This is a genomic window from Chelatococcus daeguensis, assembly GCF_001887265.1.
Classification (GTDB): Bacteria; Pseudomonadota; Alphaproteobacteria; order Rhizobiales; family Beijerinckiaceae; genus Chelatococcus_A; species Chelatococcus_A sambhunathii.
The window spans coordinates 2,545,945-2,572,212 of record NZ_CP018095.1 but is presented as its reverse complement, the minus strand read 5'-3'; the positions used below and the strand labels follow the sequence as shown (position 1 = coordinate 2,572,212).

22 protein-coding genes are annotated in these 26,268 nt (G+C 68.9%); 13 read left to right on the top strand and 9 right to left on the bottom strand.

The genetic code is table 11. The annotated features are described in order from the left end of the window. Positions 1 to 96: 96 nt before the first annotated feature. Positions 97 to 5,607 (bottom strand): hypothetical protein, encoded by a 5,511-nt coding sequence (locus BOQ54_RS12230; RefSeq protein WP_145979768.1) that lies wholly within the window; start codon positions 5,605 to 5,607, stop codon positions 97 to 99. Positions 5,608 to 5,941: 334 nt separating this feature from the next. Between BOQ54_RS12230 and BOQ54_RS12225 the strand changes: the two genes are divergently transcribed. After that, on the top strand, positions 5,942 to 6,316 hold the full coding sequence (locus BOQ54_RS12225) for an Hpt domain-containing protein (protein WP_083585971.1): 375 nt from the start codon (positions 5,942 to 5,944) through the stop codon (positions 6,314 to 6,316). A gap of 91 nt (positions 6,317 to 6,407) precedes the next feature. Further along, positions 6,408 to 6,728, top strand: a complete 321-nt coding sequence (locus tag BOQ54_RS12220) for a 2Fe-2S iron-sulfur cluster-binding protein (RefSeq protein ID WP_055457371.1) — start codon at positions 6,408 to 6,410, stop codon at positions 6,726 to 6,728. 12 nt (positions 6,729 to 6,740) lie between these two features. Here BOQ54_RS12220 and BOQ54_RS20385 read toward each other — a convergent pair whose 3' ends face one another. Further along, entirely contained in the window at positions 6,741 to 7,613 is an 873-nt protein-coding gene (locus tag BOQ54_RS20385) for an AraC family transcriptional regulator (RefSeq protein WP_055457370.1), read from the bottom strand. 219 nt (positions 7,614 to 7,832) lie between these two features. Between BOQ54_RS20385 and BOQ54_RS12210 the strand changes: the two genes are divergently transcribed. Further along, positions 7,833 to 8,276 carry a universal stress protein gene (locus BOQ54_RS12210; protein ID WP_055457369.1) on the top strand — a complete coding sequence of 148 codons (444 nt, stop codon included), beginning with the start codon at positions 7,833 to 7,835 and terminating at the stop codon, positions 8,274 to 8,276. A 12-nt stretch (positions 8,277 to 8,288) separates the two neighbouring features. Here BOQ54_RS12210 and BOQ54_RS12205 read toward each other — a convergent pair whose 3' ends face one another. The 6 genes from BOQ54_RS12205 to BOQ54_RS12180 all read right to left on the bottom strand — a co-directional run bounded on the left by BOQ54_RS12205 (position 8,289) and on the right by BOQ54_RS12180 (position 15,060). Continuing rightward, a complete protein-coding gene (locus BOQ54_RS12205) occupies positions 8,289 to 8,894 on the bottom strand; it encodes a hypothetical protein (protein ID WP_145979767.1) in 606 nt (201 codons plus the stop codon). A gap of 255 nt (positions 8,895 to 9,149) precedes the next feature. Next, positions 9,150 to 10,325, bottom strand: coding sequence for a vWA domain-containing protein (locus BOQ54_RS12200; RefSeq protein ID WP_071923985.1), 1,176 nt, complete (start codon positions 10,323 to 10,325; stop codon positions 9,150 to 9,152). A gap of 121 nt (positions 10,326 to 10,446) precedes the next feature. Continuing rightward, the gene (locus BOQ54_RS12195; RefSeq protein WP_071923984.1) at positions 10,447 to 10,998 is read right to left on the bottom strand and encodes a Spy/CpxP family protein refolding chaperone; all 552 of its coding nucleotides are present in this window, start codon (positions 10,996 to 10,998) and stop codon (positions 10,447 to 10,449) included. 229 nt (positions 10,999 to 11,227) lie between these two features. Further along, positions 11,228 to 11,611, bottom strand: a complete 384-nt coding sequence (locus tag BOQ54_RS12190) for a hypothetical protein (RefSeq protein WP_055457365.1) — start codon at positions 11,609 to 11,611, stop codon at positions 11,228 to 11,230. 127 nt (positions 11,612 to 11,738) lie between these two features. Continuing rightward, positions 11,739 to 13,532: a cation:proton antiporter gene (locus tag BOQ54_RS12185; RefSeq protein WP_083585970.1), complete on the bottom strand. Its 1,794-nt coding sequence runs from the start codon at positions 13,530 to 13,532 to the stop codon at positions 11,739 to 11,741. A 244-nt stretch (positions 13,533 to 13,776) separates the two neighbouring features. Continuing rightward, the gene (locus BOQ54_RS12180; protein WP_071923983.1) at positions 13,777 to 15,060 is read right to left on the bottom strand and encodes a cystathionine gamma-synthase family protein; all 1,284 of its coding nucleotides are present in this window, start codon (positions 15,058 to 15,060) and stop codon (positions 13,777 to 13,779) included. Between the two features lie 155 nt (positions 15,061 to 15,215). Here BOQ54_RS12180 and BOQ54_RS12175 point away from each other — a divergent pair, with 155 nt between their 5' ends. Then, on the top strand, positions 15,216 to 15,692 hold the full coding sequence (locus BOQ54_RS12175; protein WP_063189162.1) for an Lrp/AsnC family transcriptional regulator: 477 nt from the start codon (positions 15,216 to 15,218) through the stop codon (positions 15,690 to 15,692). A gap of 427 nt (positions 15,693 to 16,119) precedes the next feature. Further along, the gene (locus BOQ54_RS12170) at positions 16,120 to 16,965 is read left to right on the top strand and encodes an AAA family ATPase (protein ID WP_055457362.1); all 846 of its coding nucleotides are present in this window, start codon (positions 16,120 to 16,122) and stop codon (positions 16,963 to 16,965) included. A 357-nt stretch (positions 16,966 to 17,322) separates the two neighbouring features. Here the strand turns inward: BOQ54_RS12170 and BOQ54_RS12165 are convergent, their stop codons facing one another. After that, entirely contained in the window at positions 17,323 to 18,006 is a 684-nt protein-coding gene (locus BOQ54_RS12165; protein ID WP_055457361.1) for a GntR family transcriptional regulator, read from the bottom strand. A gap of 80 nt (positions 18,007 to 18,086) precedes the next feature. On the opposite strand from BOQ54_RS12165, the gene BOQ54_RS12160 reads away from it, so the two are divergent. From BOQ54_RS12160 to dksA, 8 genes are all read left to right on the top strand, one after another. Beyond that, positions 18,087 to 19,016, top strand: a complete 930-nt coding sequence (locus BOQ54_RS12160; RefSeq protein ID WP_063189158.1) for a dihydrodipicolinate synthase family protein — start codon at positions 18,087 to 18,089, stop codon at positions 19,014 to 19,016. 16 nt (positions 19,017 to 19,032) lie between these two features. Then, complete coding sequence (locus BOQ54_RS12155; RefSeq protein ID WP_071923982.1) at positions 19,033 to 20,049, top strand: 4-hydroxyproline epimerase; 1,017 nt, start codon at positions 19,033 to 19,035, stop codon at positions 20,047 to 20,049. 63 nt (positions 20,050 to 20,112) lie between these two features. Next, positions 20,113 to 20,640, top strand: coding sequence for a SixA phosphatase family protein (locus tag BOQ54_RS12150; protein WP_096335271.1), 528 nt, complete (start codon positions 20,113 to 20,115; stop codon positions 20,638 to 20,640). Positions 20,641 to 20,667: 27 nt separating this feature from the next. Further along, positions 20,668 to 22,113 carry a YcjX family protein gene (locus tag BOQ54_RS12145; protein ID WP_071923981.1) on the top strand — a complete coding sequence of 482 codons (1,446 nt, stop codon included), beginning with the start codon at positions 20,668 to 20,670 and terminating at the stop codon, positions 22,111 to 22,113. 4 nt (positions 22,114 to 22,117) lie between these two features. Continuing rightward, complete coding sequence (locus tag BOQ54_RS12140) at positions 22,118 to 23,137, top strand: YcjF family protein (protein WP_071923980.1); 1,020 nt, start codon at positions 22,118 to 22,120, stop codon at positions 23,135 to 23,137. A gap of 139 nt (positions 23,138 to 23,276) precedes the next feature. Beyond that, positions 23,277 to 24,650: an MBOAT family O-acyltransferase gene (locus BOQ54_RS12135; protein ID WP_055457355.1), complete on the top strand. Its 1,374-nt coding sequence runs from the start codon at positions 23,277 to 23,279 to the stop codon at positions 24,648 to 24,650. Between the two features lie 322 nt (positions 24,651 to 24,972). Then, positions 24,973 to 25,644 (top strand): hypothetical protein, encoded by a 672-nt coding sequence (locus BOQ54_RS12130; RefSeq protein ID WP_145979765.1) that lies wholly within the window; start codon positions 24,973 to 24,975, stop codon positions 25,642 to 25,644. A gap of 167 nt (positions 25,645 to 25,811) precedes the next feature. Then, positions 25,812 to 26,231, top strand: coding sequence for an RNA polymerase-binding protein DksA (dksA, locus tag BOQ54_RS12125; protein ID WP_026015273.1), 420 nt, complete (start codon positions 25,812 to 25,814; stop codon positions 26,229 to 26,231). Positions 26,232 to 26,268 lie beyond the last annotated feature (37 nt).

Here is a 26,268-nt window from a genome sequence, read left to right as displayed (position 1 = left end):
CGAAGAGAGCGACCGCGGTTTCTGCCGGCAGCGTGAGAAAAGGAAAGGGCGCGGCCGTCCGTGGCCGCGCCCCATTTTGTCAAGCCTGCGCCGCGATCACTCGAAGCGGCCGGTGGCGTGCGCCAGCATAGTGTAGACCTTGCCGGTCTCCGACGTGAGGTAGGTCTTGGCCATCATCGAGTCCCGATCCTGGCGCGAGACCTCGGCGAGCAGGCGCTCGAACTCGTCAATGTAGCGGTCCACGGTTTCGCGGAATTCGGCGTCCTGACGGTACTTGCGGCGGATCTCCTCGAAGGTCTGCTGGCCCTGAAGGGTGTAAAGCCGGCGCGTGAACACGTTTCGCTCGCCGCGCTTGTAGCGGTCCCACAGCTCCACCGCCGCATCGTGATCGATCATCCGGGCAATATCGACCGAGATGGAATCGAGCAGCTCGATGGTGCGGCGCTGGCTGGCGGGGGCACCGGCCACGGTCTGCGCGGCGGGAGCCGCGGCTTTTGCCGTCTCGGCTTCGTCGCGCGAGGCCCGCACGAGAAGGTCCGAGAGCCAGCCACGGCCGCCGGCCTGCTGTGGCGCGGCCTCGCGCTGCGGGGCAGGGACGGGTGCACGCGCCGGCTGCGGCGCAGGGGCTGCCGCCGGCTGGGCAGCCTGCTGTGCCGGCTGGGGCCGCGGCGTCGGGGCGGCCGGGCGCTCGGCAACCGGGCGCTCGGGGGCCGAACGCTCGGCTTGGGCCGGACGGCGGGGCTGGGCCGCTTCAACGACGTCGACGGCACGGCCCGACCGGGTGACGATCTCGGTCAGCTCGTTGAGCGCCTTGATCTGGTCGGCGACGACGCGGCGCATGGCGGCGGTCGTCTCCTGCGTCTCGCGCGGCATCTCGATCACGCCGCGCTTCAGCTCGCTGCGCGTCGCCTCCAGCTCCTCATGGATACGGGCGGTCATGCCGCGCATGTCGTTGGCGACGGAGTGGAAGCGCTCGGTCGCCTGGCTGAGGCTCTGGCTCATCTCGGCGATGACCTGCTCGTAGGCCTGGCGCAGGGCAGCCGCTGTACGCTCGCGCTCCTTGCCGGTCGTCGTACGGATGAGATCGAACTGCTCGCCGATGGCCTGGGTGGCCGACTGGGCGTTTTCGGCCAGCACGGAGCCGATCTGGCGCGCCTTGCGCTCCGCCTCCTGCAGCGTCTCCGACAGGAGGGCGCTGAAGGACCGGGTGATCGATTCCATGTCGTCGGCCCGCTCGCCGACCACCGAGACGAGGTTCTCCAGCGTCTGGCGGCGCTCGTCGAGGGCGACGCCCATGCGCGATTCGACGCCTTCGAGCAGGCGCGTCGCCTCCGCGATGGCCTTGATGTGCTCGTTCGTGACTTCGGCAACGGCCCGACCCTGCTGGCCGAGCTTCTCGGCGAGGCCGGCAGCCTGCGTCAGCGTCTGGCCGGAGATGGCGCGCAGCGCCTCGACCTGGGCGGCGACGTCGCTCGCGGCGCGGCCGGTCTCCTCCTTCACCGCGCCGAGCACCTCCTGCAACTCGCCGACGCGGCTCGTCAGCCCGTCCTCGACCTGGGCGAGGTTGGCGCTGGCGCTCGCGGCCATCTGCTGCAGCAGGCGGTTGGCCTCGGACAGGCGGTCGAGCACGCCTGACAACTCGCCCTTCAGGCGGTCGTTGGTGGACATCAGCGTCTCGATGGAGCGGCTGGTGCCGTCCTCGATGACACGGCGCAGCGACTCGCTCGACGAGCCGAACAGCTCGGTGAGCTCCTGCGAGCGCTCCTGCACCGCCTCGACGATGGAGCGGCCGCGCGTCTCAAGCGTGCGCACAACCGCCTCGCCGACCGAGGCGACTTCGCGGGCGATGCTCTCGCCGCGGTCGGCGATGGCGCCGACGAGGCCGAGCCCCTTGTCGTCGAATAGCCGCTCCAGCTCTTGGGCGCGATTGCCGAGGGTTGCGTTGATCGCCTCGGCACGGGCGGCAAGGTTCTCGGAGATCGCCTGGCCGCGCTCGTCGAGCGTGGCGCTGACCGTGTCGAGCCGGTCGACGACCCGCTCCTCGAAGCGGGCGACGCGCTGGTCGAGCGTCGCCGCGATGTCGAGGGCCCGGCCGCCCAGCGTCTCGTTGATCTCCTGCGCCTTGCCCGAGAGCACCTCGGTGAGCTGCGCGCTCTTCGTCGAGATGACGCCGCCGATCTCGTCCACCTTGGAGGCCAGCGCCTGGGTGACGTCGCGCCCGCCCTCGGCCATGACGCGGGCGATCTCCTTCGTGCGCTCGACCAGGGCGTCGTTGAGGGCGCTGGCGCGCGCGCCGAGATTGTCGTCGATACGCACGATGAGCCCGTCGAGCGATTTCGCGATCTCCTGGCTCTTGGTGGCCGAACGCTCCTCGAAGCGCGCGATGTGCGCCTCCATGACGTCGCCGGCCTCTTTGGTGCGCTCGGCGAGCGCGTCTGCAAGCCGGGTGCCGTGGGTGGTCAGCAGGTTCTCGACATCGGCGAGGCGGGCGGTGACCGTCGTGGTGAAACCCGACGTGTCGTTGGCGATGCGCTCGGCGAGTGCCTGGCCCTTGGTGACGATGACGTCCTCGAAGCCGGCAAGACGCATGGACAGCGCCGCGTCGAGGCGGTGGCCGCGCTGCTCGATGGTCTCCTCGAGTGCGGCAAGGCGCGCACCCAGCGTGGCATCGAGCGTGCGGGCGCCGCTCTCGACGAGTTGCTGGAAGGAGCCGAGGCGGGCCGACAGCGTCTCATCAAGCGAGCCGGCGCGTGCGTCCACCGTGCGCTCGAAGCTGGAGAGCTTCTCGGAGAGGCTCGCGTCGAGGGTGGAGGTCCGGCTCTCGATGGCGTTCTCGAAGGCCGAGAGGCGTGCGTTGAGCGTGTTGTCCAGGCTGATGGCCCGGTTCTCAATGGTCTCCTCGAAGGCCGAGAGGCGGGCGTAGAGCGTCATCTCCAGCTTGTCGCCGCCGGTCTCCATCGTCTTCTCGAAGGCGGCAAGGCGCTCGCCCAGCTTCTCGTCGACGAGGCGGCCGCGGGTGTCGATGGTCTCCGCAAGTGCCTCGGCGTTGCGCGCCAGGGCCTCGTTGACGCGCGAGGCCTGCGTCGCGATGGCCAGCACGACGTCCTTGCCGGTGCCCGCCATCAGGGCGCGGGTCTCGTCTGTCTGGTGGGCGAGCATGTCACGCAGCTCGGAGGTGCGGCCGGCGAATTCCTCGGCAAGCGTCCGCGCGCTCTCCTCGAAGGTGACGCGGGCGCTCGCCGTGCGTTCCTCGAGCAGGGTGGCCATGTGCGTGCCGGTGGTCGACAGCGTGGTCTCGAGCGCGCGGGCGCTGTCCTCGAAGGCGGTGCGCACGAGATTGGTGCGGTCCTCGACAAGCGAGGCGAGGCGGTCGCCGACCGTCCCCAGGCTCTCCTCGATGCCGCGGGTGCCGTTCTCGAAGATCGTGCGGACGTTCTCGGCGCGGGTCTCGAGGAGATCGGCGAGGCGCTCGCCGGTGCTGGCGAGGCTGTCGTCGAGCGCGCGCGTGCCGTTCTCGAAGGCGAGGCGGATGCTTTCGGAGCGATTCTCCAGCAGGCCGGACAGCTGCTCGCTGGTATTGGCGAGGCTGCGGTCGAGGGCCTGCGTTCCGCTCTCGAAGGCGCGGCGCACGTCGTCCGAGCGGCTCTCGAGCAGGGTGGCAAGACGCTCGCCCGTGGTCGACAGGCTCTCGTCGAGCGCGCGGGTGCTGTTCTCGAACAATTCGCGGGCGACGCTGGTGCGCTCCTCAACCAGGCCGGCAATGCGCTCGCCCGCGGTGGTGAGGGTCATCTCGAGCGCCTGGGCGCCGTCCTCGAAGAAGCTGCAGGCAGCGTTGGCGCGCTCGGAGATGAGGGCGGCCATGCGCTCGCTGGTGCTGGTGAGGGTCGTCTCCAGTTCCGCGGCGCTCAACGAGAAGACGTTGCGGGCGGTGCTGGTGCGCTCCTCGATCAGGCCCGCGAGCCGATCGCCCGTCTCGGCCAAGGTCTGCTCCAGCGCGCGGCCATTGACGTTGATGACCTCGTGGATGCGCTCGCCCGTCTCGGCGAGACGCACGGCGAGGCCCTCGCCACGCGAGGCGATGGTGTCGGCGATCTCGCGGCCGGTGATCTCGATGCGCTGCGTCACCTCCTCGCCGCGGGCACCGATGGCGACGCTGAGCGTCTCGCCCGTGGAGCGCAGGGTGTCGTTCACCTCCATGGCGCGCTGGGCAATCTGCTCGGCAACGCTCGTGCCGGTCTCGGCGAGCGTGCGGGTGAGCTCGGCGGCACCGTCGTTGAGGCCGGTGGTCAGCACCTGGCCGGTGCGCTCGATGGCTTCGGTGATCTCGCGTGCCTTGCCGTCGAGCGTCGAGGTGACATCCGCGCTGGCGCTGGCGAGACGGGCGCCGACCGCGTCGCTGGTGGAGCCGAGGCGCTCGACGAGTTCGCCGCCCCGCGAGGTGATTTCGTCGATCATACGGTCGCCGGCGCGGCCGAGGGCGAGGGTGATCTGCTCGCCCTTGGAGCCGAGCTGCTCGGCAACGCGCGTGCCGGCGGAGGCAACGGCCTCGGCGATCACACGGCTCGCACCCTCGAGCTCCTGGGCGAAGTTCTCGTGTGCTCCCGAGATGGCGGCCTTCACACGCTCGCCGTTGCTGATGATGGCCTCGCGCTGGGCGACGAGTTCGTCGAGCAGCGAGCGAATACGAATTTCGTTGTCGCCGTAGGCGCGCTCCAGGGTCGAGATTTCGGTGCGCACGAGCGTCTCGAGCTCGCCGGCACGGGCAAGGGCCCGCTCGAGGCCGTCACCCATCGCGGCGACCTCGCGGCGCACGGCTTGGGAGAGGTTCACGACGGAATCAGCAGCGAGATTCTCGGGCTGGGCGAGGCGCACGGCAACGCCCGTCATGGCGCGGGCGACGAGGCGCATCTCCTGCGCGCGGGTGTGCAGTGTCGCGAGCACGAAGAACAGCACGACGGGGCCGAAGACCGTCAGGGCAAGCAGCGCGCCCTCGACGGCACCAATGGCGCCGATGGCGCCGTCCACGTCGACCGCACCGAGGTCGTAGCGCTGCCAGATGCCGGCCCCGGTGAGACCGAGCCATGCGAGCGAGGCGACGGCGGCGAGCCAATAGGCACGGGAGGATGGCCGGGCCTGCAGCGCCTGCAACAGCGCGCCCACCGTCTCCTTGTCGTCATTGGCGACGCGGGAGGGGTCCGGTGCGACGACGCCGGCGGGCTTCTGGCCGGACGGGCGAGCGGCGGAGGGATCGCGGGCGGCGGCTTTGTCGGCGGGGCGGGCGCTCATCGGCTTCTCGTCGTCCGTGGCGGGCGCGGTGTCCCGGGTGCCGGGCTTCGGTGCCGGCATCTTGAGGGAAGGCTTGGCGGGCGAGAGCTGACTCGCCTTGGGCATCTCGGGGGTGCCTTCGGCCGGCTTCTCGGTCGGGGCGCCAGTCACGGAGGCGAAGAAAGCCTGTTCGTCGATCTCGGGCAGGCGTGGCTCCTCCGCGGGATCGGGCAGCTTGCGCGCCGTCGCCGCCCGGCTGTCGAGCGCCGTCAGGTTCAGCGCCTGCTCGATCGCCGACAGGGCTGCTTCCGTCGGGTCTTTTGCCTGATTGTCCTTGGCCATGATCGCCGCCTCACTCACGCCACACCATAGGGTCTGCCGCCGCTGCCTGTTCCGGCAACGGTAGCCTGCGTCCGGACGGGGCCTCCTCGCTTGCGCAAGACCGCCCGGCCGCAGGGACCGCCATTTACCAAAACAGTCTATCGTTCGGTTCCGGCGAAAGAAACCCGACCGGACGGCCACTTGAATGTTTCGTTAACGCCTTGTTTACCATCTGGAACGTCAAAGACTTATGGCGGGAGAGTGGCATGGTTGACGGACACCGCACGAGGCGGCCCTCTTCCATGTGGACAAGCCTGATCGCCGGCCCTGCCGGCTTGCCGCCGGGACGAGGATCATGATGGATGCCCGCGAGACGGATGATGCCGCTTCGCCTTTGGACGAGGAATTCCTGCTGCGTCAGGCTGCCGGCGACACGGTCCTGATGCGCGAGGTGGCCCAGCTCTTCCGCGAACAGCTCAAGGGCCAGATGGCCGTCATTGCCGGCAAGGGCGCGGCCGCACTGCGCTATGAGGCCGCCCACACACTGAAGGGTGCTTCGCTCGCGATCGGAGCCCGTCCGCTTGCAGAAGCGGCGAGGCGGATCGAGGCCGAGTTGCGGCTCGCCGCCGACGGCAGCGAGCCGGCCGGGCTCGACGATCTCCTGCCGAGGCTCGAGGCGGCCGCTGCCGATTGCGACGCCGCTCTCGCCGAGCTTCTGACGCGCGCCTGATCGGCATAGACGGTCCCCCTGCGACTCACCGCCGGTGTTCACATCGCCTGCAGATGTTCTAAAGAGGGCGGGAATCGCCACGGAGCAGGGCATGCCCAAGATCACATTCATCGATGCCGATGACATCGCCCGCACGGTCGAGGCCGAGGTCGGTGCCACCGTCATGGAGACGGCCATCCGCAACGGCGTGCCGGGCATTGAGGCCGAGTGCGGCGGGGCCTGTGCCTGCGCCACATGCCACGTCTATGTGGACGAGGCCTGGCGCGAGGCGGTCGGCGAGCCCGAGCCGATGGAGGAGGACATGCTCGACTTCGCCTTCGACGTCAGGCCCAGCTCGCGCCTGTCCTGCCAGATTCGCGTGCGGCCGGAGCTCGATGGTCTCGTGGTGCGCACGCCCGAGCGACAGGGCTGAGCCGGCTTTCGCTTAAACATCGGCGAGCGGCAGGCAGATGTCCGTGACGAGGTCCTGCGCCGGCACCTCGCGCGGATCGTTGCGATAGATCTCATAGGGCGGGCGATCCGCCGGCTCGTGCCCGCTCGCCGGCAGCCAGGCGCGGTAGAGCCAGTCGTAGGCGCGCTCGAGCTCCGCATAGGGGCCGCGGTGGCGCAGCACGGCGTGTGTGCCGGCAGCGATAAGGACAATGTGGACGGTGGCGTCGCCCTCGATCTCGCGACCGATGGAGATGCCGGCATCCGCGCTGAGGTCCTTCGCCGCGACAGTGCCGGGGTCGTCGTAATAGACGCCGACGGTGACGGCGCCGGGGCCGAGGAGGCCGCGCGCCGCAGCCCAGGGCATCAGCCGGTCGAAGGCGCGGCCGATCTCCATATAGGGACCGACATGGTGGATGGTGGCCAGGCGCAGCGCTGGCATGGGCTGCAGGGTGACGGTCCAGGGGCTGGTCATGGGGCCATCCTCTTCCTGGGGGCACCCGGCGCCGGGCAGCAGGCGGCCGCGGCGCCGGTAGGCGGCGGGGGCGTGGCCGTAGGAGACCGCGAAGGCGCGTGTGAAGGCGGCGACGCTGCCGTAGCCGGCCCGGGCGGCGATGCGCGCGATGGGCAATTGCGAGGCGACGAGGCTGTGGGCGGCGCGGTGCAGCCTGAGGCGCCGCGCCGTCTCCGCCGCCGTCTCGCCCGTCATCGCCCGGTAGATGCGGTGAAAGTGGTAGGGCGAGAGGCAGGCGATGCCGGCGAGGCGCTCGAGCGACAGGTCGTCGTCGAGGTGGCCGGCGATATGTGTGGCGACCCGGGCGATCCGCTCGGCATAGTCGAGGCGTGTCTGGGACTTGCGGCCGATCATGTCTCCGTTCCGCTCCCTCGCGCGTCGCGCCGGCTCTTCCGGCGCCCGCGGAGACTACCGATAGCGGTTTGATCGGCGTTGCGCATTTTCCGTGCCGGACGGCGTGCGCTCCATGCCGCCGATGGCGCGCTCGTGCGCGCCGGGGACGGTTGACCTCGATCAACGCCGCGGCGAGGCTGGGCGACTAGGTTTCATCGTCTCGATGACAAGGGGGTTTCGATGTTCAAGTCCATCCTGGTGCCGGTCGATCTCGCCGAGGTCGAGGTCTCGCGCGCGGCCATCGACAAGGCGGTGGCCTTCGCCAATGCCTCCGGCGGTCAGGTGCGCCTCATCTATGTGCGCTCGATCCTTCCCGTGACCTTCATGGAGTTCGTGCCGCCGGATTTCGATGCGGAGCAGCAGAGCGACAGCGAGGCCAAGCTCAAGGAAATCGCCGATACCGTGCCGCTGCCGAAGGAGCGCGTGTCCACGGCGGTCCACATGGGCGCCGTCTACAACGAGGTGCTCGAAGAAGCTGCAAAGATGAAGGCCGACCTCATCATCGTCGGTTCCCACCGTCCGGCCATGGCGACCTACCTGCTCGGTTCCAACGCCTCCACCATCGTCCGGCATGCGCCGTGCTCGGTGCTCGTGGTGCGCGAGAATCACGCGGGCGAGAGCTGAACGGCAGAGCTTTCACTTCGGCGGCAGGAGGTCGGCCGGCAGATCGCCCGCGGTCGCCAGCCGCGGGCGATTGCGCAGGACGAGCGGGGCAAGCTGCCAGTAGGCGAGGGCGAGCACGGCAAGGCCGATGAGGGCCGCGGTGCCCGCGCCCTCGCTGATGGCCTGGTAGGCGAAGCCCGCCACGCCGATGACGGTCATGAGGCCGATGGCTGTCAGCAGCAGCCACGCAGCGTAGGAGCGGCCGCAGCGGATGACGACGCCGGGGTTCGCCGCTGCCACGGCCGCGACGAGAGACCGTACGAAAGCCGAATAATCGCCGTTCTGCGTCTGCGCGCCGGAGAGGCCCCAGTTGACATTGGTGAGCGACAGGCTGCGGCCGTCCGCCATGCGCAGAGTCGTGCGGTAGACATTGCGCACGGCCGTCTTCGATTCGAAGGTCAGGCGAACCTCCCTGACCGCTGACAGCGCGACGGTATCGACGCGTCGCCCGGCATCTGCCACCAGCCGGTCGCCCTCGAGCCGGTAGATAACCTCGAAGCCGACGGGCCGGGGCTTCTGGCGATAGACGTGGCCGGGAGGCGCTCCGGCATCTTCTGCGATGTCGTCCTGATCCTGCATGGCCGTCTTGTCGGCGAAGGCGGGCGCAGAGGCAAGGGGTATCCGCCTCATCTCCAGGAGAGGGCTCGTGCCCCGGAAGCACCGCAACACGCAGTGATACAGTGCAGATCCGGGGTCCATTCGCCACGGGATATATGGCGCCTTCGGCAAGTTGTTGCGCTGGATCCCGGATCGCATTCCGATTCGCAGCATGCGTCCAGGATACGAGCTTGCGCCGGGGTGCGGCGGTCTGCAATTCTCCCGCCTGCCGTCGCCTCACCGCATCAGCGCACGCATCGCCCGGTCGAGGCCGTCGAGCGTCAGTGGAAACATGCGGTCACCGATCAACTGGCGCACCATGGTGATGGAGCGGGTGTAGCCCCAGCGCTCCTCGGGCAGCGGGTTGAGCCACACGCTCTTTGGGAATTGCGTGAACAGCCGCTGCAGCCAGACCTCGCCCGCCTCCTCGTTCCAGTGCTCCACGGAGCCGCCGGGCATGGCGATTTCGTAGGGGCTCATGGAGGCATCGCCGACGAAGACGGCGCGATAGTCCGACGGGAAGGTGCGGATGACATCAAGCGTGGGGATCGTCTCCTCGAACCGGCGGCGGTTCTCCTTCCACAGCTGCTCATAGGGACAGTTGTGGAAATAGAAGTGCTCGAAGTGCTTGAACTCGGAACGTGCGGCGGAGAACAGCTCCTGCGCCTTCTCGACGTGCCAGTCCATGGAGCCGCCGACGTCGAGGAAGAGCAGCACCTTCACCGCATTGTGCCGCTCCGGCACCAGCCTCACGTCGAGATAGCCCTTGTGGGCCGTGGCGCGGATGGTGTCGTCGAGGTCGAGCACCTCGGCGGCGCCGGTGCGCGCGAAGCGGCGCAGGCGCCGGAGCGCTAGCTTGATGTTGCGCGTGCCGAGTTCGACCGTGTCGTCGAGGTCCCTGAACTCGCGCTTGTCCCACACCTTGACGGCGCGGAAGTTGCGGTTGCCGTCTTGGCCGATGCGGATGCCTTCGGGATTGTAGCCGTAGGCGCCGTAGGGCGAGGTGCCGGCAGTGCCGATCCACTTGCTTCCGCCCTGGTGCCGCTCCTTCTGCTCGGCCAGGCGCTGGCGCAGCGTCTCGAACAGCTTGTCCCAGCCCATGGCCTCGACCTGCCGCTTTTCCTCTTCCGTCAGGTAGCGCTCGGCGAGCCTGCGCAGCCATTCTTCGGGAATGGTGGCCTTTTCAATAGCCGGACCGAGGGACTTCAGCCCCTGGAAGACAGTGGCGAAGACGCGGTCGAACTTGTCGAGGTTGCGCTCGTCCTTCACGAGGCAGGTGCGGGCGAGATAGTAGAAGTCCTCCACCTTCTTCTCGGCGAGGTCCGCTTCCAGCGCGCCGAGCAGGGTGAGATATTCCCGCAAGGTGACGGGGATCGTCGCGGCACGCAGGGCGGTGAAGAAGTCGAGGAACATGCCGGCAATCTAGCAGGCCTCGCAGCGCCGCGCGACGGCTCGAAAAAGGGGCCGCCGGGCATGCCGGCGGCCAAGGTGCTGGGTTGACGGGTCTCGAAACGACCGACCGAGGGCCGGGCGCTTACTGCTGCTGAGCCGGCGGGGCCGGCGGAGCGCCACGGTGGTGGAAAGCGGCGTGGCGCATGCGATGGCCGTCACCGCGCATGCCAGCGCGCATCAGCACGTCGAAGCGGCCCTTCTGCGCCTCGTCGAGGCTTTCGTAGAGCGGCTTGGCGGCCTCGGCCAATTTCTTCATCTCGGCGGCTCGCTTCTCCATGAAGTCGGCGCGCATCTCCAGGCGCTCGATGGCACCGGTACGTTCCTTGCCCTCGGCACGGCTCTCGCGCCGTTCCCGCATGGCGTCGGCACGGGCCTTGGCCATGTCGCGCAGGGCGGTTTCGAGGGCCGGCCAGTTCTTCTCCTGGTCGGCCGTGAGCTTGAGGCCCTCCTTCAGGCCGGCGATGCGCGCGTCGAGGAATGCCGCCCGGTCGGCTTCGCTGAAGCGGGGGCCGCGCTTCTCGGCCTGCTCGGCCCGCGGCCCGGCGCCGGGCTGCGGGCCATTCTGGGCCATGGCCATGAGGGGAGTGACGGCAACGCCCGCCGCAAGGGTCGCTGCAACGATCGTTTTCTTCATCGTGGTCCTCCATTCGATGTGGACCAAGGATGGGCCTCAGGATGCCCGATTTCAAATTAAACTTCCGCAATGTTGCGGTAATGAAATTGCTTGAGAATATGAATGACCGTTCATTTCAATTAAAATATGCCGATTATTTCTGTATTTGTAAATTTATATCGCAGTGCATGCATAGATTTAATGTGAATTTTGCATGAATATCGGCCGTCAATGTGCGTTTCGGGCCGGATTAATACCAGAATGGCCCGGGCCTGCCCCAATACCGGCCCCAGGCGGCCTGCCGGTTCATCATGGCCGTCATCTGTTGCTGGTCGGCAAGGTTCTGCTCGAAGACCATCCGCTGGTACGTGCCGTAGGCGGTCTGGTCGCCATAGAAGACGCAGCGGCAGACGGTTGGGTCGGCATAGAGATAGACGACGTTGCCGTTGATGATCCGCCGCACGAAGCGGTTTGGCGGCAGGGCCTCGATGGAGGCACGCATGCCGGGCGTATCCGCCGGGCGGATCCGGAAACCGGCCGCCACCAGCATGTTCTCCCGGCTCTCGATCGTCGAGGTGCATCCGGTGAGGGCAAGACAAGCCGCGACGGTGCACAGGGCTGCAGTTGCCTTCATGTCGGCCTCCTCCGTCAGCGGTCGGTCAACGGCCGGGTGGCCATTCTATCAGAAACGGACAGGGGCACCGACGGTCAGGGCGTTCCTGCGACGCGTCCCGCGGGGATCCGATGTCGCGGGCCGGTGCTCATGGCTCGCGCGCTTCGCGCATGGCGCGCAGTTCGTTGCGGAAGAGGTCGCGCCGGTCGTGCACGGCGGCGATCGCCAGTCCCATGGGCACGCCGAGATGGACGAGGGAGGCTTCCGAGAGCTGGAGGCTCGCCTCGATGGTCTCGGGGACCGCATGCGTCACGCCGAGACCGTAGAGGTGTCGGGCGTGGCGCGCATCCCGGGCTCGCGCGAGGATCTTGATGCCAGGCGTCAGGGCCTTCGCCTGGCGGACGATCTCGTCGACGGCCGTGGAGGCATCGACGGTGATGATCAGGCCGGCGGCGTCGGCGATGCCACACAGGCGCAGGTATTCGCGCCGGGTCGCGTCGCCGTAGAAGACGTTGCGGCCGTGGCGGCGCTCCGCGGTGACGGTTGCCACGTCCCGGTCGACTACCAGATGATCGATCGCCTGGGCCGACAGCATGTCGGAGACGAGGCGGCCGACGCGGCCGCATCCGATGACGATGGCATGCCCGTGCTCTCCCGGCTCGGGTTGCATCTGCGCTTCGGGGGGCAAGGCTCCTGGGCGGTCGAAGCGCCCGGCCGCGATGGCGCCGAGGCGCGCGAGCAGGGGAATGAACACCATCGTCACGGCCGTTGCCGCGATGGCTATGTCGCTTACCGGGCGGGGGACGACGGCCAAGGCGGCGGCGTGAGTGAGCAGGACGAAGGCGAACTCGCCGCCGGGGCCGAGCAGCAGGGCGCTCTCGGTCGCCACCGCGTGGCCGCCGGAGAAGAGACGCACGAGGCCGTACACGATGAGCGTCTTCACGACGACCGCCGCGGCGGCTGCGCCGAGGATGACGCCGGGCTGGCGCGCAATGCCGCCGATGTCCACCATCATGCCGACGCTGATGAAGAAGACGCCGAGGAGCAGTCCCTTGAAGGGCGCGATCATCACCTCGATCTCCCGGCGGTATTCCGTCTCGGCGAGAAGCAGCCCGGCGATGAAGGCGCCGAGCGGCATGGAAAGGCCCGCTGCGCCGGTCGCGAGCGCCGTGCCGACGACGACGAGGAGGGCCGCCGCCATGAACAGCTCGGGGCTGTCGGCGGCCGCGACGAGGCGGAAGAAGGGGCGCAGGGCCCGCCGGCCGATCAGGACGATGACCGCGATGGCGAAGACCGCTTGGCCGATGGCGATCACGAAGCCTGTCGCCACGGAGCCTTCCTCGCGCGCGCCGAGCACGCCGACGAGGAAGAGGAGCGGCACCACCGCAAGGTCCTGGAACAGGAGGACGGCGAAGCTCGTGCGCCCGGCGGAGGTGCCGAGGCGCCGGCGCTCGGCGAGCGATTCAAGCACGATCGCGGTGGAGGACAGGGCAAGGGCGCTGCCGATGACGAGCGCCTCCGCCGCCGCGCCGCCTGCGAGAGCGACGCCGAGGCCGAGCGCTGCGCCGCAGGTCACCACCTGAGCGAAGCCGAGCCCGAAGACGAGGCGCCGCAGAGTCCACAGGCGGGCCCAGGACAATTCGATGCCGATGACGAAAAGCAGGAACACGACACCGAATTCCGCGATGCGCGCCATCAGTTCCTGGTCGGAGATGGTGAGGTAGCGCAGCACCGGCACCTCGCCGACCAGGTTGCCGAGCCCGTGCGGCCCGAGCACGGCCCCCACTCCGAGGAAGCCGAGGACCGGGCTGATGCGGAGGAGCTTGACCATGGGCACGGCCGCACCGGCCGCAGCGAGAACGAGGAGGGCGTCCTTGTAAGTCTCGACTGGTACTGTCGCTGTCATCGCCCGCCCATGCGCGCCGCGGCGCAGAATCCGCATCCGCTCCCGGCATCATGGGCGAGCGGCAGCCGCCGATGCAATCGCGGATATGGGGCATCGGCAGCGAGGAACAGGCAGTCGCGGCGCAGAGCGAGGCCTAGACGATGCAGACCGTGCGGTGCCTGCGGCGAGGCGCGAGCACCCGTTCCCGGGTCGCATTCCGCTTCGCTGCATGCGCCCGGGAAACGAGGTTGCTCCCCGTATGGGACGGCTGCCTTTTCCCCGGCTGCCGACTGCCGACTGGCTAAGCCACCGACAGCGCCTGCGTCAGATCGGCAATGAGGTCATCCGGGTGCTCGATACCGATCGACATGCGGACGGTGGCGTCGCTGATGCCGATGCGCTCGCGCGTTTCCTTCGGCACGCCGGAATGGACGGTCGTCGCCGGATGGCAGACGAGCGATTCCGTGCCGCCGAGGCTCACCGCCAGCTTGAAGATGCGCAACGCGTTGAGGAAGCGGAAGGCGGCCGCCTCGCCACCGCGGATGTCGAAGGAGAAGGTGGTGCCGGCCGCATCGCACTGGCGCGCGAAGGTGCGCCGGGCCGGGCTCTCGGCGGGCAGCAGCGTCGGGTAATAGACGCGCGCCACCTTCTCGTGGCCGGCGAGGAAGGCGGTGACCGCCTCGGCGTTACGGCAGGCGGCGCTCATGCGCAGGCTGAGCGTCTCCAGCGAGCGGGCGATCATCCAGGCCGAATGCGGGTCGAGCTGGGTGCCGATGGCGCCGCGCAGCAGCTTGATGGGCTTCACCAACTCGCGCCGGCCGAGCACCGCCCCCGCCACGAGGTCTGAGTGGCCGCCGACGTATTTGGTCAGCGAATAGACTGACAGGTCCATGCCGTGGGCGAGCGGCTTCTGGAACAGCGGGCCGAGCAGCGTGTTGTCGCAGGCGACGATCGGGCGATGGCCCTGCCTGTCGCCGATCTCATCGGCGATGCGGCGCACGAGCGCGAGGTCGACGAGGCTGTTGAGCGGGTTCGACGGCGTCTCGACGAAGACGACGCTGACGCGGCCCTTCGCCATCGCCGCCTCGGCCGCGGCGCGCACGGCCACTTCGTCGACACCGTCGATGAAGCCGACCGCATCGATGCCGAAAGGCTTCATGGTCCTGGCGATCAGCGTTTCCGTGCCGCCGTAGAGCGGCTGCGAATGCAGGATGACGTCGCCCGGCCGGGCGAAGGCGAGCAGCGTCGTGGCGATGGCCGACATGCCGCTCGAGAAGATGGCACCCATCTCGGCGCCCTCGAAGATGGCGAGGCGATCCTCGACGATCTCGCTGTTGGGGTGGTTGAAGCGCGAATAGACGAGGCCCGGCTCGGTGCCCGGCTCCGGCTCGCGCCGGCCCGCGGTGAAATCGAAGAAGTCGCGTCCTTCCTCCGCCGAGCGGAAGACGAAGGTGGAGGTCAGGAAGACCGGCTGCTTCACCGCTCCTTCCGAGAGGGCGGGGTCGTAGCCGTAGCCCAGCATCAGCGTCTCGGGATGGAGCTTGTGATTGCCGATCTTGTCCTTGTGGTAGTCAGACGATGCCATGACAAGCGTTCCCTCGATTGGCGGTTTGCCCGTCCCGCCGGCCGCGAGGCCCGACGGATCTGTCTCAACGTTAGTGTGCGCCCTTTGGCATTGCTCGGCCAATCGGATCGCGCAAATGTGCGCGCACGGGCAGGAACTGCCAGAATGGAGGGAGAATGGGGCAGATGTCGCTCGACGCGACCGACCGCCGCATGTTGCGCCTGCTGCAGGGCAACGGGCGCATGACCAACCAGGAGCTGTCGGAGCGCATCGGCCTGTCGCCGTCGCCGTGCCTCAGGCGCCTGCGCCGGCTGGAGGAGGTGGGCGTCATCCGCGGCTATGCCGCCAAGGTCGACCAGAAGGCCTACGGCCTGCCCGTCACCGTCTTCGTCTCGGTGCGGCTGACACGCCAGAACGAGGAGGAGATCGCGGCCTTCGAGCAGGCGGTCGCCGGCTGGGACGAGGTGAGCGCCTGCTATCTGATGACGGGCACGCAAGACTATCTCCTGCACGTCGTCGGCGAGGGCATCGAGGCCTACGAGCGCTTCGTCAAGACGCGGCTGACGCGCCTCAGGTGCATCGCCGCCATCGAATCGAACTTCGTGATGGGCGTCGTGAAGGAGGGGGCCGTCTTTCCGGAGGTGGCGGGGTAGGCCCCCGTCATGCCCGCGCTCGTCGCGGGCATCCACGCCGCGACGCAGGCGCGGGGTCGAAGGGCGTGGATGGCCGGGACAAGCCCGGCCATGACGAACGGGGGAGGTTGTGCCACGCTCGTTCCGCTCCGTTTGCGTACCCCGTCTCCGCCGTCATGCCCGCGCCCGTCGCGGGCATCCACGCCGCGACGCTGGCGTGGGGGCGGAAGGGCGTGGATGGCCGGGACGAACCCGGCCATGACGGGTGGGGGAGGTTATGCCACTCCTCCCGTTCCATTTGCGTACCTGTCTCCGCCGTCATGCCCGCGACAATCGACGGCATGACGGCGGGGCGGGCTTTCGTCGAGAGGCGTGCCCCGCTTGCCCCGTCCTCGTCCGCTCCCTACTGTCGCCGGCGAGGCTGCGCCCCCCGGTTTCAGGAGACGACATGCGGTTTGACGGCACCGATACCTATGTGGCCACGGAGGATCTCAAGGTCGCGGTCAATGCGGCCATCGTGCTGGAGCGTCCGCTCCTCGTGAAGGGCGAGCCCGGCACCGGTAAGACCGTGCTCGCCGAGGAGATCGCGCGGGCCGTCGGCGCGCCGCTCATCACCTGGCACGTCAAGTCCACCACCAAGGCGCAGCAGGGGCTCTACGAATACGACGCCGTCTCGCGCCTGCGCGACAGCCAGCTGGGCGACCCGCGCGTCTCCGACATCGCCAACTACATCAAGCGCGGCAAGCTGTGGGAGGCCTTCGTGTCGGAGCGGCGCCCGGTGTTGCTCATCGACGAGATCGACAAGGCCGACATCGAGTTCCCCAACGACCTCCTGCTCGAGATCGACCGCATGGAGTTCCACGTCTACGAGACGGGCGAGACCGTGCAGGCACGCCAGAGGCCCATCGTCGTCATCACCTCCAACAACGAGAAGGAGCTGCCGGACGCCTTCCTGCGCCGCTGCTTCTTCCACTACATCCGCTTTCCCGATCACGAGACCATGGCCCGGATCGTCGAGGTGCACTATCCCGGCATCAAGAAGCGCCTCGTCGAGGAGGCGCTGCGCCTCTTCTTCGACATCCGCGACGTGCCCGGCCTCAAGAAGAAGCCGTCGACCTCGGAGCTCATCGACTGGCTGAAGCTCCTCATGGCCGAGGACATCGACGCCGAGACCCTGCGCGAGCGCGACACGCGCAAGCTTATCCCGCCTCTGCACGGGGCGCTCCTCAAGAACGAGCAGGACGTCGGGCTTTTCGAGAAGCTGGCGTTCCTGGCGCGGCGCGAGGGGCGGTAGGCGCACCGAGATGCCCGCGCCAGCAGATTAGTATGATGACCTGAAATTGGTGTGCACGTCGATCCTCCCCCGCATGGGGGAGGTGGCGCCGCGAAGCGGCGACGGAGGGGGCCTGCGGGGTGGCATTTACGCGCGCCGTACCCGGAATTGACCCCACCCGTCTCGCGCCTTTGGCGCGATCCACCCTCTCCTTGAGGGGAGGGATCAAGCCAAGTCAACTGCGCCGACTTGAATGCATAATGCTGTGGGCTCGCTGGCAATCCCTGGGATCTCAAGCGATCTGAGCGGAGCGTCCGGAAGGCGGAGCCGCCCCCACCTGTAACCCCTCCCCGCACAAGCGGGGGAGGGGAATTGCATTCAGCGCTCCTCCAAGAACCGCCGCAGCGCCCGGCCGACGTTCTCGATGTGGGCGCGCAGCAATTCACAGGCATCGTCGATGCGCCCCGCGCGGCAGAGGTGCACGAGCTCGGCGTGCTCGGCCTCGGCCCGTTCCATGCCGCCGGTCAAGGACAGTTGCAGGCGCGTGTGGCGGTCGCAGTCCTGCAGGAGGTTGGCGACGATGCCGGCGGTGCGCGGCTTTTCGGCACGGCTGTAGAGCAAGAGGTGGAACGCGCGGTTGAGCTCGCCCCAGCGGCTGACGTGCCGGGCGCGCAATTCGTCGCTGTATTCCTCCAGGATGCGGTCGAGGCGGGCGTAGTCGTCGTCCGACAGCTGCGGGGCAGAGGCGGCGAGGAGGCGCGGCTCGAGGAGGAGGCGCAGTTCGAACAGCTCCTCGATCTCGGCGAGCGACAGTTCCGGCACCACGGCGCCGCGGTGCGGATGGATCTTTACGAGCCCCTCGGCCTCGAGCTGCATCAGCGCCTCGCGCACGGGAATGCGGCTGACGGCGAACTCGGTGGCGAGCGCATCCTGCCTGAGCTGGCTGCCGGCCGGCACCTCCCCGTCGAGGATGCGCCGGCGCAGCTCGGCGGCGACGGCGGCCGAGATGGTGCGGTGCTGAACCGTCTTGCGGAGCGGAGAGGTGAGGGGGGTGCCGTCCATCGGGGTCCCGGTGTGCGCTTGACAGCATGAATTTTATACAATCTACAATTCATGGCAATCTCACCCTCCGGAGAACGGCCATGGCAGCGCGCATCGGCTGGGAAGGCGTCTTCCCTGCAGTCACCACGCAGTTCCGCGCGGATTTCAGCCTCGACATCGAGGCGACCCACAAGGTGATGGCCGGGCTGATCGACGACGGCGTTTCCGGCCTCATCGTCTGCGGCACCGTAGGCGAGAACACCTCGCTCTCGCGGCCCGAGAAGGTAGCGGTGATGGAGGCGGCGAAGGATGTCGCCCAAGGGCGCGTGCCGGTCATCGCCGGCATCGCCGAGTTCACCACCACCTTCGCCGCCGAGACGGCGCGGGAGGCGGCGCGGGTCGGGCTCGACGGCATCATGGTGATGCCGGCGCTCGTTTATTCGGCCAAGCCCCACGAAACGGCGGCGCATTTCCGCGGCGTCGCCGGGGCCACCGACCTGCCGGTGATGGTCTACAACAACCCGCCGATCTACAAGAACGACGTCACGCCCGACATCCTCGCTTCGCTCGCCGATTGCGACACCATCGTCTGCATCAAGGATTCCTCCGGCGACACGCGCCGCTTCACCGACATGCGCAACATGGTGGGCGAGCGCTTCGTGCTCTTCGCCGGGCTCGACGACGTGGTGGTGGAGAGCGTGATGCTGGGGGCCGCCGGCTGGGTGTCGGGCATGTCGAACGCCTTCCCGCGTGAGGGCGAGACGCTGTTCCGCCTCGCGCGCGCCGGGCGCTTCGAGGAGCTGCGGCCGCTTTACGACTGGTTCATGCCGCTGCTCCATCTCGATGCGCGGCCCGACCTCGTCCAGTGCATCAAGCTGTGCGAGGAGATCATGGGTCGCGGCTCCGCCCTGACGCGCCCGCCGCGGCTGCCGCTCACGGGCGAGGAGCGCCGGGCGGTCGAGGACGTCATGCAAAAGGCGCTCGCCACGCGCCCGGCGCTGCCGGACGTCGGGCTGAAGAGCGCGGCCTGACGAATGGGGGCGGATCATGGCGCGCCACACCTTCTTCTGCATCGACGGCCACACCTGCGGCAACCCGGTTCGCGTCGTCGCCGGCGGCAGCATCCCGCGGCTCGAGGGCGAGACCATGTTCGCCCGCCGGCAGCATTTCCTTGCCGAATACGACTTCATCCGCACCGGCCTCATGTTCGAGCCGCGCGGGCACGACATGATGTCGGGCGCGATCCTCTATCCGCCGACGCGGGAAGACTGCGACGTCAGCATCCTCTTCATCGAGACCTCCGGCTGCCTGCCCATGTGCGGCCACGGCACCATCGGCACGGTGACGATCGCGCTCGAGAACGGGCTCGTCCGCCCGAAGACGCCGGGCGTGCTGAGGCTCGACACGCCGGCGGGGCTCGTCGAGGCGCGCTATGTCGAGAACGGGCCGTTCATCGAGCGCGTGCGCATCACCAACGTGCCGTCCTTCCTCCTCGGCACGGGCTATGACGTTGCGGTGGAGGGGCTCGGGCCGCTCAGGGTGGACGTCGCCTACGGCGGCAATTTCTACGCCATCGTCGAGCCGCAGGAGGGCTACGGCGATCTTGCCGAGGTGAACCCCTCCGACATCCTGCGCTGGAGCCCAAAGCTCAGGCAGGATTTCAACGCCCGCCACCGTATCGCCCATCCCGAGAACCCGGCCATCGACCGGCTGACCCATGTCATGTGGACGGGCCGGCCGAAGACGCAGGAGGGAACCGCGCGCAACGCCGTGTTCTACGGCGACAAGGCCATTGACCGCTCGCCCTGCGGCACCGGCACGTCGGCGCGCATGGCGCAGCTCGCGGCGCGCGGGGCCCTACGCGAAGGGGATGTCTTCGTCCATGAAAGCATCATCGGCTCGACCTTCTCCGGCCGCATCGAGGCATGGGCGAAGGTCGGCGGGCACGATGCGATCATCCCCTCCATCGAGGGCTGGGCGCGCGTCACCGGCTTCAACACCATCGTCATCGACGACCGTGATCCCTTCGCCCACGGCCTCCAGGTGGTCGACGGCATCGGCTGAGACAGGGGGCATCCCGGCGGGCTGCCCTTGCGTGGCCGGGGCGGGATGCCTAGCTTGGCGCCCATGCTTCGCCTCATGCTCCTTCGTCACGCCAAATCCGCCTGGCCCGCCGGCGCCGCCGATCACGAACGGCCGCTCGCGCCGCGCGGGCGCGAAGCCGCGCCGCTCATGGGGCGCTACCTTGCCGGCGAGCATCTGGTGCCCGACCTCGCGATTGTCTCGACGTCGAAGCGCACGCAGGAGACATGGGCCCTCGTCGCGCCCGCCTTCGCCGAGGAGGTGCCGAAACGCGACGAGCGGCGCATCTACGAGGCGAAGACGGACGCCATCCTTGCCGCCATCCGCTCGACCGGGCCGGACGTGCGCACGCTGCTCGTCATCGGCCACAACCCGGGCTTTGCCGATCTCGCGACGCGGCTCGTCGGCCACGGCGACCGCTATGCTTTCGCCCGCCTGCGTCAGAAATATCCGACGGCGGGGCTCGCCGTGATCGATTTCGACGTCGCGTCCTGGGCCGACGTGGCCGAGCACGGCGGGCGGCTCGACCGCTTCGTCACGCCGAAGATGATCGGGGGCGAGGATGAGGACTGAGGCCGGCACGGACGCGGAGCGCGCCTGATGCCGCCGTCCTTCCTCGACGGCACGGTCGATGCGCTGAAGAGCCTCGCCGAATATGCGGCCGGCGCGGTGCGGCCGACGCTGCGCCTCGGCGTCACCGGCCTCGCGCGCTCGGGCAAGACCGTCTTCACCACGGCGCTGGTGCATCACCTCACGGGCGTAACGCCCATGCCCGTGTTCCGTGCCTCGGCCGAAGGGCGGATCCGCCGTGCGCGGCTCGCACCGCAGCCGGACGATACGGTGCCGCGCTTCGCTTACGAGGACCATCTTGCGGCGCTGACGGGCCCCGGCCGGCAATGGCCGCAGTCGACCAACCGCATCGCCGAGCTGCGCGTCGAGATCGACTACGAGCGCCGGCCCGGCTGGCGGTCCGGCCCGGCGACGCTCGCGCTCGACATCGTCGACTATCCCGGCGAGTGGCTGCTCGACCTCGGCCTGCTCGACCTCTCCTATGCCGAATGGTCGCGTGCGACGCTCGAGGCGAGCCGGCGGCCGGAGCGGACGCAGCTCGCCGCCGCCTGGCACGCGCATCTTGCGACGCTCGCGCCCGAGAAGCCTGCAGTCGAGGCGGAGATGGTCGCCGCGAGCGACCTCTTCAAACAGTACCTGTCGGCGTTGCGCGCCGGTCCCGAAGCAGTGGCGACGACCCCGCCGGGCCGCTTCCTGATGCCGGGCGACCTCGCCGGCTCGCCGGCCCTGACCTTCGCGCCGCTCGACGTCAGGCCCGGCGCCCCGCACGCGCCGGCGAGCCTCGCGAGCCAGATGGAGCGGCGCTTCGAGGCCTACAAGAACCATGTGGCGCGGCCTTTCTTCCGGGAGCATTTCTCGCGGCTCGACCGCCAGATCGTGCTCGTCGACGTGCTGGCGGCGCTCGATGCCGGGGCGCGGGCGGTCGGCGAGCTCGAAGGCGCGCTCGACCAGGTGCTCGGCGCCTTCCGGGCCGGCCGCAACACGCTCGTCAGCAGCCTCTTCGCCCCGCGCATAGACAAGGTGCTCTTCGCCGCCACGAAGGCCGACCATCTGCATCGCAGCGACCATGCGCGGCTCGACGCCATCCTGCGGCTCCTCGTCGAGCGCGCCATCCGCCGCTCGGAAGGGGCAGGGGCGCGCGTCGACACGCTGGCGCTCGCCTCGGTGCGGGCGACGCGCGAGGCAAGCGTGCGCGAGGGCGGCGAGCGGCTGCCAGCCATCGTCGGCGTGCCGTGCGCGGGCGAGCGCGTGGGCAACGAGGTCTTCGACGGCGAGGGCGAGGCGGCCATTTTCCCCGGCGAACTGCCCGATGACCCGAAGGCGATCTTCTCCGGCGCCGTCGTTCCCGGCAGCCTGCGCTTCCCGCGCTTCCGCCCGCCGCTCAGGGTGCCGGATGCCGCCGGCCGCATGCCGCCGCTGCCGCACATCCGCCTCGACCGGGCGCTCGAATTCCTCATCGGCGATCGATTGGCCTGACGACATGAGCAAGGGACCGCGCGCCTTCCGCCTCGACGAAATGCCGCCCGACCGGGAGCGGCAGACGATCGAGCTTTCGCCCGGCATCGTCGTCGAGCACGAGCCGGAGGAAGCCATCGCCGATGAGGAGGCGGTGACGGCACGCCCGCAGCGGCGCCGGCGCGCGCCATGGCTCGGCATGCTGCTCTCCGCGCTCGGCGGGCTGCTGCTGCTCGCGCTGGGGCTCGGCGTCGAGCGGCTGGTGCGCGACCTCATGGCGAGCTATCCGGCCCTCGGCTGGTTCGCCCTCGCGCTGGCGGCGCTGGCGCTCGCCGGCCTCCTCGGCATCGTCGTGCGCGAAATGCTCGGCATGCTGCGCGAACGGCGCATCGAGGGCCTGCAGAAAGAGGCCGCGCGCATCCTCGCCGACAAGGACGAGGTGGGAGCGCGCAAGCTCGTCGCCGATGTCGCCGCCCTCTATGCCCGGAGGCCGGAGACGGCGCGCGCCCGGGGGCGCCTCGCCGATCTCGGAGATGCCGTGATCGACGCGTCGGAGCTTCTCGGCCTTGCGGAGCGGGAACTGCTCGCGCCGCTCGACCGGCGGGCGCGAAGGCTGGTGGCGGAGACGGCGCAGCAGGTTTCGGTCGTCACCGCGCTCAGCCCCCGTGCCATCGTCGATGTCGCCTTCGTGCTCTATTCTGTCGCGGGGCTGATGCGCCGCATCGCGGCGCTTTATGGCGGGCGGCCGGGCACGCTCGGCTTCCTGCGCCTTGCCGGCAACGTGCTGTCGCATCTCACCGTGACGAGCGGCATCGCAATGGGCGACAGCCTGCTGCAGCAGGTGATGGGGCTCGGGCTCGCCGCGCGCGTCTCGGCCAAACTCGGCGAGGGTGTCGTCAACGGCCTCCTGACGGCGCGCGTCGGCCTTTCGGCCATCGCCGTCTGCCGCCCCCTGCCGTTCACAGCGCTCGAGCCGCCGGTCCTCGGGGACGTGGCCTCGAGCCTCTTCGACCGCTCGGCAGCGAAGCCTCCGGAAGGGCAGTAAGGGTCGCCGTCCGACGGCCGCCGGCGCAAGGCGCATTGACGTTGCGGGAACGATTTCCCACAACGGGCGCGGTTCGCAACGCCGATCGTGCAGCCTCCCCGCTGCGCCGGCGCGTGGCGGGGGCTGTGGACACCGATCTATGCTGTTCAATTCCTTTGCGTTTCTTCTGGCGTTCCTGCCGCTGGCGCTCGCCCTGCACTGGCTCGCCGAGCGATTCGCGCCGGCCGCCCGGCTGCCGCTGCTCCTCGTCCTGTCCTTCATCTTCTATGGCTACTGGGATGTGCGCTTCATCCCGCTCTTGGCACTGTCGATCCTTATCAACTGGGTGATGGCGCAGCTCTTCGTCAGGACCCGCCTCGCCACGCTCATCGTCGCGGCCATCGCCGCCAACCTGACGGTGCTCGGCATCTTCAAATATGCGGCCTTCTTCGCCGATCTCGCCAATGCGGCGGCGGACCTCGGCCTGCCGCGCTACGAGTTCGCGCTGCCGCTCGGCATCTCCTTCTTCACCTTTCATCACGTGATGTATCTGGTCGATCTGAGGGCCGGGCGGGCGCCGCGGTTCGACCTCATCCGCTACGGTCTCTACATCGGCTTCTTCCCGCAGGTGCTGGCGGGGCCGCTGGTGCGCTGGACCGAGCTGATGCACCAGCTCGACGAGCGGCCCTATCTGCGCAGCGATGCCGCCCAGCGTTTCGCGCAGGGGCTGATGCTGCTCACCGTCGGCCTCGCGAAGAAGGTGCTGATCGGCGATCCGCTCGCGGGCTACGCCAATCCCGTCTTCGAGGCCGCCGCGAACGGCGGCGCGCTCACGACGCTGCAGGCCTGGCAGGGCACGCTCGCCTTCACCTTCCAGATCTATTTCGACTTCTCCGGCTACACCGACATGGCGCTCGGCATCGCGCTGATGTTCGGCGTCGTGCTGCCCCAGAACTTCGAGGTGCCCTACCGCGCCGTCTCGCTGCAGGATTTCTGGCGGCGCTGGCACATGACGCTGTCGCGCTTCCTGCGCGACTATCTCTACATCCCGCTCGGCGGCAACCGGCATGGCCTGTCCATCCAGCTCTTCGCGCTGTTCGCCACCATGACGCTCGGCGGCCTGTGGCACGGGGCCGGCCTCACCTTCATCTTCTGGGGCATCGCCCACGGCCTCGGCCTTTGCGCGGGCATTCTCTGGCGGCGCACGGGCGTCGTCATGCCGGCCGTGCTCGGCTGGGCGCTGACCTTCCTGTTCGTGGCGCTGACGTGGGTGCTATTCCGCGCCACCAGTTTCGACGCGGCGATGCGGCTCTATGAGGCGATGTTCGGCTTCGCCCCCTTCGGCTCGGGCTTCAAATGGCGTGCGCTGGTGATCGCGGCGCTCGTCGCCATGATCGGGCCCACCGCCTGGGCGGCCGTTCACCGCCTGCCGCCCAACCGCTGGCTCGCTGTGGCCTTCGCCCTCCTTTTCGTGGTCATCCTTCTCAAGATCGGCGACGATGCCAACTACGAGTTCATCTACTTCCAGTTCTGAGGCGGGCGACGCGGCGCCGTGGCGCCGCTTCGCCGCGACCTTCGTCGGGGCCGCGGTCCTGACCGTCGGCATCGTGCTCGGCGCGGTCGTCGTGCTCGATCCGTATGACACGGGGCGCGGCCCGGTCGACTGAGGCGTCGGCGTCTCTCCCCAGGGGCCGCGCACGGCCAATGCGAGCCGGGGCCGCGACCCGTCCTTCAATGCCGCCGTCATCGGCAATTCGCACGTCCAGCTTCTCTCGCCCGAGCGGCTGTCGGCCGGGACGGGGCTGTCCTTCGTCTCGCTGATCGTGCCGGGCACCGGCGCGCGCGAGCAGGTCGCCATGCTCGACTGGTTCGTCAGGCATCACGAGGGAACGGCGCGGGCGGTCGTGCTCGGCATCGACGAGTTCTGGTGCGAGGGCGATCCCGCGCTGCCGCTGCGCCATCCCTTTCCGTTCTGGCTCTACGACGCGGACATCCTGTCCCACCTCAAGGGGCTGCTGCGCTTCGACGTCGTGGAACGCCTCGGCGAACGCGTGGCCTTCCTCGCCGGCTACGGCGAGCGGGCGCGGCCGGACGGCTACTGGGACTACGCGCCGGAATATCTCGGCATGGGCTATGACGGGCCCGACAAGGTGAAGGACCTGTCCGTGCCGCGGCCGACCATGCAGGCAGACCCCACGGGACGGTTCCCGGCGGCCGTGCTGTTGCGGGAGGTTCTTGCAGGGCTGCCGCCCGATCTCGTCGTCGTCCTCATTTCGCCGCCGGTCTTCATCGCTGGGCTGCCGGCCGCCGGCAGCGAGGCGGCGGCCAACGAGGCCCGCTGCATGGCGGCCTTCGCGGCCCTCGCGGCCGGGCGCCCGCGGACCGCGTGGCTCGACTGGCGCAGCGACAGGCCGGAGAATCGCGACCCGGTCAACTTCTTCGACAAGACCCACTATCGGGCGTCGCTGGCGCACGAAGTCGAGCGGGCTGTCGCGCAGGAGGTGAGCAAAATGACAGCGGCCGAGTGAGAAGGCAGGCCCTCCGCATGGTGTCATCTCGAAAAACGGGCCAAGTCGCAAAAGTTCGACAAAAGGAGAGTGTCAAACCGCGTTGTCGGGGCTGGTGCGGACCGCTATATAGGCGCCACTCCGGGGAATGCCTCGGGCTGGTCATGGGATGAGAGCAGAAGCCACGCATGCCTGAAATCGAACTCGAGGAAGGCTACCGGCCATCTGAAGACGAGCCTTTCATGAACGAGCGGCAGCGGGACTATTTCCGCCGGAAGCTCAATGCCTGGAAGGACGAGATTCTACGAGAGAGCCGCGAGACGCTGGCGGCATTGCAGAACGAGAGTGAGAACCACCCCGACATTGCCGACCGTGCCTCGTCCGAGACGGATCGCGCCATCGAGCTTCGGGCGCGCGACCGGCAGCGCAAGCTGATCGCCAAGATCGACGCGGCGCTGCAGCGCATCGAGGACGGCACCTACGGCTATTGCGAGGAGACGGGTGAGCCAATCTCCCTGCGGCGTCTGGAAGCGCGGCCGATCGCCACCTTGTCGCTCGAGGCGCAGGAGCGGCACGAGCGCAACGAGCGCGTCTACCGCGACGACTGACGGTCATTGCAGCGTTGTTATCGCGACGGCGGCGCGG